This is a genomic window from Methanosarcina vacuolata Z-761 (genome assembly GCF_000969905.1).
GTDB classification, from domain to species: Archaea; Halobacteriota; Methanosarcinia; order Methanosarcinales; family Methanosarcinaceae; genus Methanosarcina; species Methanosarcina vacuolata.
This window is the reverse complement of sequence record NZ_CP009520.1, coordinates 1,491,152-1,503,065: the sequence shown is the minus strand read 5'-3', so window position 1 is coordinate 1,503,065 and position 11,914 is coordinate 1,491,152. Positions and strand designations below refer to the sequence as shown.

The 11,914-nt window shown below is 41.6% G+C and carries 12 protein-coding genes and 1 pseudogene; 6 read left to right on the top strand and 7 right to left on the bottom strand.

Features of this window, described 5'->3' with window-relative positions; genetic code table 11:
* Window positions 1-26 precede the first annotated feature (26 nt).
* Window positions 27-290, top strand: coding sequence for a hypothetical protein (locus tag MSVAZ_RS06420; protein WP_048119468.1), 264 nt, complete (start codon window positions 27-29; stop codon window positions 288-290).
* Between the two features lie 85 nt (window positions 291-375).
* On the opposite strand, the gene MSVAZ_RS06415 is transcribed toward MSVAZ_RS06420, so the two are convergent.
* From MSVAZ_RS06415 to MSVAZ_RS19335, 5 genes and pseudogenes are all read right to left on the bottom strand, one after another.
* Complete coding sequence (locus MSVAZ_RS06415) at window positions 376-1,164, bottom strand: DUF7839 domain-containing protein (RefSeq protein WP_197078878.1); 789 nt, start codon at window positions 1,162-1,164, stop codon at window positions 376-378.
* Window positions 1,164-1,685, bottom strand: a complete 522-nt coding sequence (locus MSVAZ_RS06410) for an ArsR family transcriptional regulator (RefSeq protein WP_048119462.1) — start codon at window positions 1,683-1,685, stop codon at window positions 1,164-1,166. The genes MSVAZ_RS06415 and MSVAZ_RS06410 overlap by 1 nt, the downstream gene beginning before the upstream one ends.
* A gap of 63 nt (window positions 1,686-1,748) precedes the next feature.
* Complete coding sequence (locus MSVAZ_RS06405; RefSeq protein ID WP_048119460.1) at window positions 1,749-2,786, bottom strand: deoxyhypusine synthase; 1,038 nt, start codon at window positions 2,784-2,786, stop codon at window positions 1,749-1,751.
* A 519-nt stretch (window positions 2,787-3,305) separates the two neighbouring features.
* Window positions 3,306-3,803: a pyruvoyl-dependent arginine decarboxylase gene (locus MSVAZ_RS06400; RefSeq protein ID WP_048119457.1), complete on the bottom strand. Its 498-nt coding sequence runs from the start codon at window positions 3,801-3,803 to the stop codon at window positions 3,306-3,308.
* Window positions 3,804-3,970: 167 nt separating this feature from the next.
* Window positions 3,971-4,376: pseudogene (locus tag MSVAZ_RS19335) on the bottom strand (transposase); the annotation flags it as partial.
* A 299-nt stretch (window positions 4,377-4,675) separates the two neighbouring features.
* Between MSVAZ_RS19335 and MSVAZ_RS06395 the strand changes: the two are divergent.
* On the top strand, window positions 4,676-5,326 hold the full coding sequence (locus tag MSVAZ_RS06395) for a hypothetical protein (RefSeq protein ID WP_048119454.1): 651 nt from the start codon (window positions 4,676-4,678) through the stop codon (window positions 5,324-5,326).
* Window positions 5,327-5,787: 461 nt separating this feature from the next.
* Window positions 5,788-7,287: a DUF2193 domain-containing protein gene (locus tag MSVAZ_RS06390; RefSeq protein WP_048119451.1), complete on the top strand. Its 1,500-nt coding sequence runs from the start codon at window positions 5,788-5,790 to the stop codon at window positions 7,285-7,287.
* Here the strand turns inward: MSVAZ_RS06390 and MSVAZ_RS06385 are convergent.
* Window positions 7,284-7,496 carry a hypothetical protein gene (locus MSVAZ_RS06385; RefSeq protein WP_048119448.1) on the bottom strand — a complete coding sequence of 71 codons (213 nt, stop codon included), beginning with the start codon at window positions 7,494-7,496 and terminating at the stop codon, window positions 7,284-7,286. The two genes, MSVAZ_RS06390 and MSVAZ_RS06385, sit on opposite strands and share 4 nt — an antisense overlap.
* Window positions 7,497-7,667: 171 nt before the next feature.
* Between MSVAZ_RS06385 and MSVAZ_RS06380 the strand changes: the two genes are divergently transcribed.
* On the top strand, window positions 7,668-8,417 hold the full coding sequence (locus MSVAZ_RS06380) for an MIP/aquaporin family protein (RefSeq protein ID WP_048119446.1): 750 nt from the start codon (window positions 7,668-7,670) through the stop codon (window positions 8,415-8,417).
* 135 nt (window positions 8,418-8,552) lie between these two features.
* Window positions 8,553-8,747, top strand: coding sequence for an ATP-binding protein (locus tag MSVAZ_RS21515; RefSeq protein ID WP_332310045.1), 195 nt, complete (start codon window positions 8,553-8,555; stop codon window positions 8,745-8,747).
* Between the two features lie 301 nt (window positions 8,748-9,048).
* On the opposite strand, the gene MSVAZ_RS06375 is transcribed toward MSVAZ_RS21515, so the two are convergent.
* On the bottom strand, window positions 9,049-10,311 hold the full coding sequence (locus tag MSVAZ_RS06375; RefSeq protein WP_048119442.1) for a hypothetical protein: 1,263 nt from the start codon (window positions 10,309-10,311) through the stop codon (window positions 9,049-9,051).
* 734 nt (window positions 10,312-11,045) lie between these two features.
* Between MSVAZ_RS06375 and MSVAZ_RS06370 the strand changes: the two genes are divergently transcribed.
* Window positions 11,046-11,849: a PGF-CTERM sorting domain-containing protein gene (locus MSVAZ_RS06370; protein WP_048119440.1), complete on the top strand. Its 804-nt coding sequence runs from the start codon at window positions 11,046-11,048 to the stop codon at window positions 11,847-11,849.
* Window positions 11,850-11,914 lie beyond the last annotated feature (65 nt).

Below are 11,914 nucleotides of genomic sequence, written 5' to 3'. Positions count from 1 at the left end.
GAAACAAAAACAAATGGAGGCAAAGCATGAAAAGACTTACCAAAAAAGCATGGTTTCATAAAAGGCGTATTGGTTGGGGCGTTAGCCCGGCTAGCTTAGAAGGCTGGTTGGTAACTATTGGATTTATAATTATTGCTCCGCTTGTCGGTATGTATTATTCTGAAGAGAGCCTAACTAGATATGCTATTCTTATAACAATGGCAATTATCCTTATTGCAATTATTCTTTTAACTGGCGAGGCACCAGGCTCTGAACTGTTAGATAAGTTAACGAAAAAAAATGAGAAATAAGGAAAGCAGTGCATTTATTTCAGTCAAATACCCCGCTAGGTTGCAGCGGGGTGCGCCAGCGCAATTTTGACTTAAAAATTAGAAATTACTCGAGAGTCAGGTCTACGAGTTCGTACTCAAGATTTTCGGTTTCCAGCCTGTTAAGAAGGGAAGGAACCTGCTCATCTACTGAGACTACAAGGGATGATAAGCCGTGATATGCAGCCTCAATAACTGATTCATTACTTCCGAACATAACATTCGGGGCTATGTTGAGCTTGCGCAGAGCGATAAGTGCTTCCACGCCTATAGCTGCTATATAGGATTTTGAACTTGTCAGGGCCCTCAGGCGTTCAATATCTACCTTTCTTGAGCCTCCACGCTCGATCCTCGGGACCTTGCAGATTGTAATTGTAGCATTTTCCAGGTCGATCAGGCCTCGCAGGCTCGTTACTCCTACATCTTCCCCGGCAGATGCGTCGGAAATTACATTGCCTGATGCGCCTGTTTTTTCCATGCTGCTGACGTAAAGGAGTCCACCTTCCATTTTCAGGTATACCTGCTGGTCTTCCTTTACATCCTCTTTTGCAATCGCTGTCCAGGTTGAGATATGGTTGATTATGTCCTCCATGACAAAGCGGGCGTACTGCTTCATTTCCGTGGCATTATCAAGGACCCATTCTACACCTTCTTTTGTAATCCTATAGCGAACCCGGCCCTCAGTAACTATCAGCCCGTCATTTACAAGTTCTTTGATATATTCGGAAACGGCCTGAGGAGTTATTCCTATCTTTGCGGCAATTTCTTTTTGTCTTACATTCGGCTGATGGGCTGCAATTTCGATAAGGACCTGAAACTTGGTTACTCCGCTTTTAGTCTGGAGGATTTTAATCATCAATCGTAGTTCTCCTCTACATCTTCAATTACTTTTAACCGTTGCCCCATCACAGAAAGTCTTTCAGATCTACGGGCGACAGCGCAAATATAAAACGGATTTCTATTAAGCGTCCGTGTGAGGCTGCTCATGGAGGTATTTCCTTCTTCTACCAGCTTTTCCAGTTCTTCCATTGCGTCTTTGACCTCCTCGTATGGCTTGAAGGTCAGCATGATGATATCACTCAAATCCTCAAAAGAACACTGGAAATTAACCTGAACCTTGGAATAGGAACTATGGTATTCTTTGGAAGGTTTTTGCCCTGCCTCCGGAACTCTCCACTGACTCTCCAGTAGCCCGGCTTTTTTCAGGATATGGAGGCTTTTTGATGAGTCTGCGCCCATGAATTCATCTATCTCTGCTCTTGTCATCCATTTGTTTGAAAGTGCATCAAATATCTTTTTGTGAGTTCTTGACCCAAAAGTCCTGAGCAATGGTACTAAATAGGAAGGATCGTTAATTATTCGAGTTCTTTTACCCATTTACTCCTCTCCTTCTCGTCTTACATTATAAGCTTTCAAATATAATAAAGATTCGTAATTTGATTACTCTCTGTAATCAATATCAAGCCCTTCAGGCCTTTCCCAGTTAAATGTCGGGGCATTTCTTTTCAGTTCGCGGCATTTTTCATGAAGTGCATGGGCTACAATAGGGAGAGCAATAGTAGCATCCACGAAGACCTGCACTTTTTTTGCCTGAACTGCAATTTTTCCCCAGGAAACAGCTTCATCGAAAGTGCAGCCTGAAAGTCCTCCCCAGTGAGGAGCATCAGTAGTGTACTGAATTGCATAATCATGCCCTCCGACTTGCGTTCCAAGAATAGAAGCTATTACTTCGGTTTGCTGGATAAAATTTTTAGGGACTCCACCTCCAACGTATACAACTCCTGTTTTACCTGATTTTTCTATAATCTGAGTGACCTCATCAACGTCTTTTATCTGGTCAATCTCAAGTTTCAATCCTCTTCTTCTTGCAATGGTTAACCCGATTCCTATTGAACTATCCGAAAGTGCAGGAACGAAGATAGGAATATTGTGCCTGTATGCACTTACGACTATAGAATCCTCGGCCGCTCCGCGCCTTGTCAGTTCCTTTCCGAGCAGGTACATGAACTCCCTTGAGGAACAGGAAATTTCCCCAATTTCTTCTGCAAAATCCGCAATAAGGCTATCTGCGGTTCTGAACTCTTCTTCAACCGCAAAAACATCATAGATCCTGTCAACACCGTGCTCAAAGAGGTCTTCATCGTCAGCCAGATGTGAACCCACATAATGTTTCTTGCCGAGCGCTTCGTGTGAATCATGGAAAAGGTTTGCTCCTGTGCTTACAAGACAGTCTATCATCCTCTCCCGGATCATATAGGAAATAACCCTACGCATGCCAGCAGGGACCATAGCCCCAGACAGTCCCATCAGCACAGTCATATTCTTTTCTTTTAGCATGTTATGCCAGGCCTGGACAGATTCAGCTAGCTTTCTTCCCTGGAAGCCTGTCTTAAGCATTCCTTCCATTAATTCGCTTACAGACCTGTCCTTTACATCTATCGGAACGGTTGGGTTATCTGTGAACACATTAAGATGCATACCATTCTCCTAATAAACAGATAATGATAGTTTTGCATGTGATTTCTATAGTCACGAAGCTGAGGAATGATTCAAGTATAATATCAAGGCATTTGTTGCCAAGAATCATTATTGAGATACTGAAATTACGGATAAATTTCTGAACTGCAAATTTGAAGTTATATTTTTATCATACCTGAATAATGCAACTGTCCAATGAGGTACAATGAAGTTTTTTGTTGCAACAATTACAGGCGTGACTATAATACCTGAAGACATTTATACCTGAAGACATTTGGCGACAGGCGGTAAGATATACAAATAACGCTATATAATTATATTATTTTATTAAATATCAATATATGCGGCTTCTTCCCATGACGATATCATGAGAGATGAATCTTCTTCAGGAAAACTAATTTGCAGGGTTTGAATCAGGATCAAAGAATATGAAATTAACATAATGGGGAGTATATTTTAATTTTCAGAGAGGAGTTCGTAAACAATCTAAGAAATTATTACAGGCATACTGTTAACTTTTCAGATAGTAAAGACTGCTGCGGATATCACGGTCATCCAGTCTCCATGTTCATCTACAGAAGATGACCTGGGAAAGCTGAGAGTTTTGAGAGGATATTCGTTTGTCCAGGTGCTGTACATGCTTCTTGCAAGTTTCTCGGAACGTTCCCCAACGTCCTGAGCGGTTTCTCCATAGGCGTGATATTCTGATATGTAACCGTGCTTGTTCATGTTTTGTGGGAGTGCACAACCAACCGATGTACTGAGTGTCCTTCTTGGCTCATTGGAAGAAATCCTGGACATTACGCAAAATACGATCTCTCCGGGACTTAACTCTTCGAGTCCCTCCTCTCTGGATACAATCTCACAGTTAGGGGGCAGGATAGAACTTACAGTTACGAGATTAAATTTCTCAATACCTGCATCCCTGAGTGCAACTTCAAATGATTCAAGATTTTCAGGGTGTGTACCAACTCCACTTGTAAAAAATACTTTTTTGGGAATTAATTTCGTAATCATCTTTGCAGCCTTGTGAAATAATCAATTTAAGCCTAATGCAGATGGCAATTATTATTTTTAAGCGTTGCCCTTCAATTCTGCTGGGAAAAGCTCAATTCTTATTTATTTTCTACCTTCGGCAGCAAGCGCATTTTAACATATCAATATATTTAATTGCTATTTCGAACCTATCCGAAAAGTCCTGCTGCTCTGAATGTTATCCATGCACATGCGAAATGAAGCATAGAAAAGTAATTCTTAATTTTCGTATCTCATCTTATAAGCAGTCTTCTAAATCTGTTTAGCCAGGAATGTGTCCTTTCTACAACCCATCTTCTTGTCCTAAAACAGGGTATCTCTATTCTTATGTTTTCTTCTCCACGGCTTTTGATATGGGCAATATAACCATATTCTTTGACCAATTCTCTGATATCAGGAAAATCATGTAATTATTCATACAGATATTTTGAATTCCCTCTTCTGTAGAAGGTCTTTCAAAATAATGGCATTTAATGTCCTTTTTACAAGCTTTTTATCGTGGCGATTTGCTCCATCAACAGCTACTGAAAGTGGTATACTTTTACCATCTGTTAAATATTCGTTTGAGAGTTTAACAGATCTTTTTACATAAATTTACCAATTTCTTCCCGATATTTTCTATACTTCTTCCCTACAGGCTCTCTCATAAGCTTTATATTATGCAGGATAGTTACATCGTGTATTACTCCCTGCAATTTTCTTGCTTACTCCTCTCATAGATAGAAAAAGGTCAGGTCTTTTCAAATATTCGGGAAAATACGGGCTCTTTTGCCCGGCGGATCTGAAAAACAATGTTTTTCCGGCTGGAGTCCTGAAGAATCAATTAACAACAATAAAACATGATGTCGGTACAGATGGATGAAAAACTTCACCCCAAACTCCTGGAACTACTTGAAGGCAAGAAGCTCTCAATCAGCGGGCTTTCCAGAGAACTGAAAACCATAGGTATAGATGAGCACCGCCTGGTCCTTACAGGCTATCTCAGGGCGCTCAGAGACCTTGATATTCTGGAAGAAACTGAAGTTCCCCCTTCGAAGATTTATGCCCTGCCTGAAAAAGCCACAGAGCCTTTATCCGAAAAAAGAAAAGAACCCAGGTCTCCAGAACTTTCAGATCCGGAAGAAATTTATTCTATTCTCAGGTCCCAGCTTCTTAAAATCAACCTGGATTTCAGAATTCCTGTGGGAGTATATGTGGTCTCCAGACTGTTTGAAAGGCCCTGTTTCCGCAAGGAATTGAAGCTTATAGGAATTACTCAAAAACATCTTGAACAGTACCTGGAAAAACCCAGCATAGTCTGTGAAGCTCAGGAAGCACATTTGAAAAAAGCCAGAGCCGATATAACGAAAATTGAGATCCCTTCCGATGACCCTGCATACGAAATGCGGGAAAACAAGGACGAAGTAATCAGGCTTGCTAATGAAGTCCTTGCAGGGCTGATAAAACAGAGGCTTGACCTTGACGGCCTGGTAGCAAAGAGTAAACAAACTACTCTGCTCCCCTGATGGTTTTTCTGTTTCTTTTTTCTCCAAAAGCCAATCCCTGAGCATTAAAAGCCAATCCCTGAGCATTAAAAGCCAATATCTGAGTATTTCAACTCTAACCCTTTAACAATAGTTCTCAAATTTAGACTTTTGAATCAGTTTCTGAATCTTTAAACCAGGCTTTACTCTTTAAATCAAACTATTTATAGAATAAAAAAGAATCATAGTATAAAAATGAGAATATATAAGTAGCTGCAGAATCCAGAAGATTAATAACAGAAATTATCTGGATTGGGTATCTCTGGTTTTTATTATGGGGGACTTATTTCTATTGAATCTCGATTATGGGGGACTTATTTCTATTGAATCTCGATATTGGATTTAAGTTATCAGGTTTTTAAGGTCTGAATTCCTGGATTTAAGGGTTTTAAGAATCCCTCGCGGATTTCCTGGCAGCTTTAAAGTGATTTTGGGGAGTGAATATGATAACGGAAGTTAGAGTTGACGTTCAGGAAATGTATAATAAGATGGCAGACGAGGCTGTAAGTGCCCAGAAAGCCGTAGTGGGAGTGATTAATAAAAAGCGGGGCACTGAGTTCAAGATAAAAGATGCAAAACCCTACGTAGACGCAGTAAACAAAATGAAGCCGGTTGGAGAGCAGTGTAAGGAGGTCTTCGACCTGCACATCAATTCTGTAAACACCCACTATGAAACTCTTACGAGCCTTACGGACACGGTCAGGCCTGAAGATGATCCTTTTGTAGAGCATTACCAGACCCCTCCTATCCTCGAAATTCTCTATGAGGAAGACCCGGCTTTCCATGAATCGGTCATGAAATTCGTGGAGGAAATAGGAAAATCCGAAGCCCTGATAGGAAAAGAATCAATTCGCCGGTACGGAGGCTTTTACGGTCCGACCTGTGTAGTAGACTTTGCCTTTGTGCCCGGAAGCACGAGTAATGTCGTAAACAGGATCCTCCAGAAAATGGACATCCCTGTGGAGCACAAGCGGACGATCCTGTCTTCAAAGTCCTGGGGTATGAACACGTCCTATGGTGTTGGGGCGAAGTTCCAGACAGCGGTTGAAGACGGAAAAACTCCTTCGGAAGCCATAAAAGAAGAAATTGACATGCTCAAGATGGTCTACGAGTCCCCGGTGGATGCTCAGGTAAAACTCATGGAAGAAGCAGGGCATACGTCCTTTGACACCAGAAAATATATGGAGACATATAAGCAGAGGATACGAAAAACCGTAAAGGATGCCATGAATGCCGATGTTTTCTACGGGAATATTGTGACAGTACCTGCTTATGGCGTAGGTGACGTAGCCCACCACATTTCCCAGTCTATGTACAATATGACAAAAGACGACGTCGTGCTGGCAGTTATCAATGCTGTAACAGACGTGCTTGAAAGTACCATGAACAGGGCAAAAGGCAAGTTCAGGGACGAATACTCACCCTTGACCATCGGTACGGACGCAACAGCCGCTGCAGTCACTAAAATCCTCTGGATGGACGGGTTTACCACCATGATGGTGCTTGACCTGCTGGTCAAACGCTTCCACAACCTTGTGCTGACCAACCCGAGACGTGGGGCGGCAGCTGAGCTGCATAACGTGGATTTCATTGACATGATTGAAAAGGGTGAACGAATCATTGACCATATTCCGAGGGGTGCCGGGTGCATTGTACAGGGTGTGCCTATCGACCTGAGCCCCATTGAAAGGAACGAGGTCCTGCAAAACCCTCAGCGTTACACCTATCCGGCCTGTGCAATCACTGTCCGTTTCTCGGCTCTCATGCGCCTGGCTGATTTCCCCTGCCTCCTGACAAGTGAGCCTGTGACTGCAACGCTTATGACAAATATCATCGCACTGCACAAGCAGAAGGCACATTCTCCGGCAAGGGTCTGCAAGTTCTGTTCGGCGAACTATTTTGACTACAAGTGCAACTACTGCAACTGGTCAGAGGCAGTTTAACGGAGTTTGACCATAACGACAAAGGGAATGTAAAGGGTAGCTGGGGTAAAGCAAAGAGAATGTAAAGGATAGCTGGGGTAAAGGGTAGCTGGAGTAAAAGGTAGCTGGAGTAAAAGGTAGCTGGAGTAAAGGGAAGTGGAGTAAAGGCTGGGGTAAAGGGTAACCGAGAAGAAGTCTTCCACGCAGACCCTTTCTATAGTCTTGAACACAACTATTTACACCTGGGTTCTCATAAAAAACTGGAAACACAATGCTTCGGATCAGGAAATGAGTAATCTCAATTTCATCTCAATTTCAAGTGTAATTTTTTACGTAAATGAATATAGTACAGCCCTCCTTACAGTTCCCTTTGTCCCAAACCTATTATTGAGGAGCTTGATATGGCAGTAACAAACCTCATGAAACGTGCGCTTGCGGAATTAATAGGGACTTATGTCCTGGTGTTCCTGGGTACTGGTTCGGTGGTAACGACCGTGCTTCTTATGGAGGGTTGGGAGGCTTTTCCCGGAAACCAGTTTAACATAGGAATTGACATTGCGGCCTGGTTTGCCATAGGAATGTCTTTTGCAATTGCAATCACCTCCATGATCTATGCTTTCGGCCACATTTCAGGTACCCACATCAACCCTGCGGTAAGTCTTGCTCTCTGGGCCACAGGCCGCTTTCCCACAAAAGACCTCCCTGCGTATATTATCGCCCAGCTTATAGGTGCAAGCCTTGCGTCCTTTTCTCTTGTAGCGATCCTGGGGATGAGGGCTGTTGATACAGGTCTGGGAGCCACGTCCATGTTCTACGGGGTCGGTTATGGGCAGGCAATCTTCTGCGAAGCTGTGTGTACCTTTTTCCTTATGCTTACCATTATGGGTACAGCCGTGGACCGAAGGGCTCCCCCTGGATTTGCGGGGCTTGCAATAGGGATTGTGGTAGCTGCGGATGTGATTGTTGTAGGCAACATTACAGGTTCTTCTCTGAACCCTGCCCGCACCTTCGGCCCTTATCTTGCTGAATCCTTGCTGGGTGGAGCTAACCTCTGGACTCAGTTCCCGATTTATATCATAGGTCCCATAGCGGGAGCACTTGTCGCAGCGTTCCTGTACGATTTTGTAGCCGAACCAAAAAAGGCAGATTGAGATACAGATTGTTAATTAATTTAGAACTGGGTGCAAACCTTGTAATAATGATTAAGTCAAAAGTGACTTGTTTTTCTTCCAGCACATTTTTTTCTGTTTTTCCTGCAAACGGTTTTCTTATAAGGTGTTCCATATCTGTCACTAATTTCAAAGCATACATTTTTCAAATATCTCCCATTTGACAAAGTAGGAGCTCACTGTTTATTTCAGCTAATTTCAATACGTTATGAAAAGAATTCAATGATCTTAACATCGAATAAATCCTATGGAGAATGGGAGAACGTCTATGAATTTTTCCCAAATTTGGAGGTATTTTTGCAACTGCTGTAATGCTAAAAAACAGCCTGAGGACATTAGTTTCCAGGTCAGAATGAATTTTTAGAAAACCACTGAAAGCACGGAAGACATGGAAATCCGTAGTAAAGGCGTGTTTCTTCCGTGCTTTCCGTGTTTTCCGTGGTTGTAATATCCAGATCGAATCACTATGCGACAGGCTGTGTTTTCCGTGTTACAAAATTCCATGTAACTTGAAAATAATATTTAAGTCGTAAGCCGTAATTATTTTCTTATTACGTACTTATTTGAGAACCGATGCACCAGGATTATGAGATTGTGTCCCTAATTCCCAGACCTAATTGCTCATTATCCAGTCGTGTATAAGTGTCCATAACTCGCGAGAGTTGTAATCAAGGGCTATGCTACCGTGACCCTGGTTCTTCCAGCCCATGGAAGTAACCTTATCATTAATTTTTCCGACTTCGTTTTTGTACCACCAGGAACCATAGTCACTGAAACCTCCCCCAAGCCCAATATAAAGAACAGGGAAACTTATTCTTGAAAAGTCAATTTCATAGCCTTCCACATTCCCCATCAATCCAGCCATGTAAAGATCCAGGTGCTTAGGTGCGTAAGGAACAGCCCCTCCGGTTAAGGTCAAGTTAAGTAGCCTGTTTTCGTCAACGTAATAAAGGCCGTCCAGATCTCCGCTCCAGTAGTGATAATTCGGAGTATAGGGATATGCATTGAATGCATGAGTCTGGGTAGCCATAAGCCGGAAAAATTGTCTGTTTGTAAGGTCAGGTTGAAAAACAGATTCTTGGTCAGGATCGGTTAAAGCCAGATTGGCTATCTGCATCATGAAAGCCATATTGTTGCTGTTATATGCCCTTTTTTCCAAACATCTGGAGATTGTGTCAAATTCCTGTACCTGAGATCTTATTAACTCAGAATGTTTAGGCTCGTACTTAATAACGATATCAACAGGCACCATTCTGTTAACCGAACCTAAAACAAGGTCATTGTATTTGCTAGCACCGTAAGCAGTAAGGATCAAAGCCCCATGACTGTGGCCAATTGCCGTAACCTCGATGTCCTCTACTGCTTTATCACTCAGGAAAGCTGTATGAATTCTTGACACAGCGATGCCGTTGTATGTATCATTCAAGTAACTGTCAATGGTCCAGTTTTCCATGTAACTGAAATCGGTCTCATTTATCGGAACATTTGTCTCTCTTCGATCCAGAATGTATGTACTGTATCCTTGCTGAGCATAGTATATCGCCATATCGGAATAGAAACTTTCAGTCAAAGCCTGCCCTGGAAAAATTATTAAATTTTTATTTTGAACTGTGCTCCAGGCGATCTTTTCTTTTACATAGTTGGTGAGTACAATGTAATCATACTTTCCAAATCCGACCTTTATCTTAAGCTTATACTCTGCCACGTCACCGCGGACAAGGCCAATTCTATTGCTTTTCACTAGGGGAGAGTACATATCTGGCACTTGGAACGAAACAGGATTATGGAAAAAAATCCCCAGCTTATCAGATTGAGCAAACAGGGTCTCGGTTTTATTCTCAGGGTTGATAGTTAATGATGCTACTTGGGTCTTCATCTTTTCACCTTTGTGAAACTCTCGAGTTAGGTTCTAGACTCGAGAATCCATATTTTTGTGAAACGCAGCGGACTAATTTTCATTTTTGACTTCAAATTGCGGTAGCGTAAAACAGCAAGAAGAAAGCCCATAAGGCTAAAACCAAAACCTGGAGATACAATAACGTAGGGATCGTTTATCGCCAGGTACGGCATATAAAGCCAGAACACAGCCATTCTTTTTTCAAATTACACACATCAGTTATAAAATATTACTTAATTAGTTATATAATTTTACACAGATAAGATTTGTGGTTTGAGATTTTAGCTAAATTTTAGTTGAATGTTTACATTTGTGCATAAGTAAGTAATATTTGTAGAAACACAGGAGAGACAGGCGCACAAATAATGCAGAAAAAGAGACATGTACAAGTATATCCGGAAAACATAGATACTAAAATACCCAAGTAAAATATAAATAAACACCAATAACCCCATTAATTGGCATGAAAAGTAATATTGCCATATTAAATCATATTTTATAATCTAAACTTATTTTAAAAGTTTAATAGAATACTCAGGATATTATCAAAAAAGCCGAAAGTAAATTAAACAAAGGTGCTCATTACATGCCGGAAAATATTGATTTGAAGTAAACTTTGCTCTGTGAAGATCAATACTGAGAATTTTAGAAAAAATTATTTCAAAAAGCTATTGTACAGGTAATTTAATACCCTCTGGAAGGAGGTATCAAAATTGAAAAAATATTTGCCTATGATACTGATGTTGATCTTTATTTCCGGGGCTGTATTATCAATTGCTGTTGCTGGTGCAGCCGATAACCCAGTAGTAAGTGAAACAACATCAAAGATTATACAGACCAACGAATCCGTCAATAAATCTGCTAATCAATCCACATCACAGAATAAGACATGTAACATAAACCAGAACGAGTCTGCAAACCAGAATGAGTCCACAAACCAGACCGAACCTGTAACAAAAACTCCTGTGGCAGAACAGAAGTTCAGGGTGGGCCCAACTGTTGTACTGAGGCCAGTTAATGATGTAATAACCAAAGACGAAGATGGCCTTGTTGAACTCTATATTGATAACCCATCTCTCAATGATATAACTCTTAATGTAGATGCAAGGGTTAGCGTACCTTCTGGAATCCATGTATATGGACAGGAGTTTGCTCAGAGTGGTGCAGCAGGTACGGCTTATGGAACATTTTCCGTACCCCCAGGAAAGTCCCGGACAATCTCTATAAATCTCAAGGGAGACAAAGTAGGCACCTATACTGTACATTTCAGCGGCCTCTACTGGCCTGGAGACAATAAGGACAATTTCAACCCGCTTTCGCTCAGCCATCCCTTTGAAGTCAAGGAAGCTTCCGAAAATACCGAAGAGGCTACCAGCTCCAGTGAGAGTGAAGGATCCGAAGCTGGAAATACCGAAGGAGTAAAAGCTGAAGGAGAGGGCTCAATTAGCGCCCCAGGATTTGGAATATTAATTGCAGCTATAGGCCTGTTAGGGGTTTATGCTGTTAAGAGGAAGTAAATCAGGTTAAAAAGCATTTAAATGCAATTGCGGGAAAAATATATGCATTTTTCCTTTTTTAAATT

Excerpts from the sequence above, each read along its gene's own strand:
- MSVAZ_RS06420 (WP_048119468.1), top strand. The coding sequence starts at position 27 with ATGAAAAGACTTACCAAAAAAGCATGGTTTCATAAAAGGCGTATTGGT.
- MSVAZ_RS06415 (WP_197078878.1), bottom strand. The coding sequence starts at position 1,164 with ATGATTAAAATCCTCCAGACTAAAAGCGGAGTAACCAAGTTTCAGGTC.
- MSVAZ_RS06410 (WP_048119462.1), bottom strand. The coding sequence starts at position 1,685 with ATGGGTAAAAGAACTCGAATAATTAACGATCCTTCCTATTTAGTACCA.
- MSVAZ_RS06405 (WP_048119460.1), bottom strand. The coding sequence starts at position 2,786 with ATGCATCTTAATGTGTTCACAGATAACCCAACCGTTCCGATAGATGTA.
- MSVAZ_RS06400 (WP_048119457.1), bottom strand. The coding sequence starts at position 3,803 with ATGATTACGAAATTAATTCCCAAAAAAGTATTTTTTACAAGTGGAGTT.
- MSVAZ_RS06395 (WP_048119454.1), top strand. The coding sequence starts at position 4,676 with ATGGATGAAAAACTTCACCCCAAACTCCTGGAACTACTTGAAGGCAAG.
- MSVAZ_RS06390 (WP_048119451.1), top strand. The coding sequence starts at position 5,788 with ATGATAACGGAAGTTAGAGTTGACGTTCAGGAAATGTATAATAAGATG.
- MSVAZ_RS06380 (WP_048119446.1), top strand. The coding sequence starts at position 7,668 with ATGGCAGTAACAAACCTCATGAAACGTGCGCTTGCGGAATTAATAGGG.
- MSVAZ_RS06375 (WP_048119442.1), bottom strand. The coding sequence starts at position 10,311 with ATGAAGACCCAAGTAGCATCATTAACTATCAACCCTGAGAATAAAACC.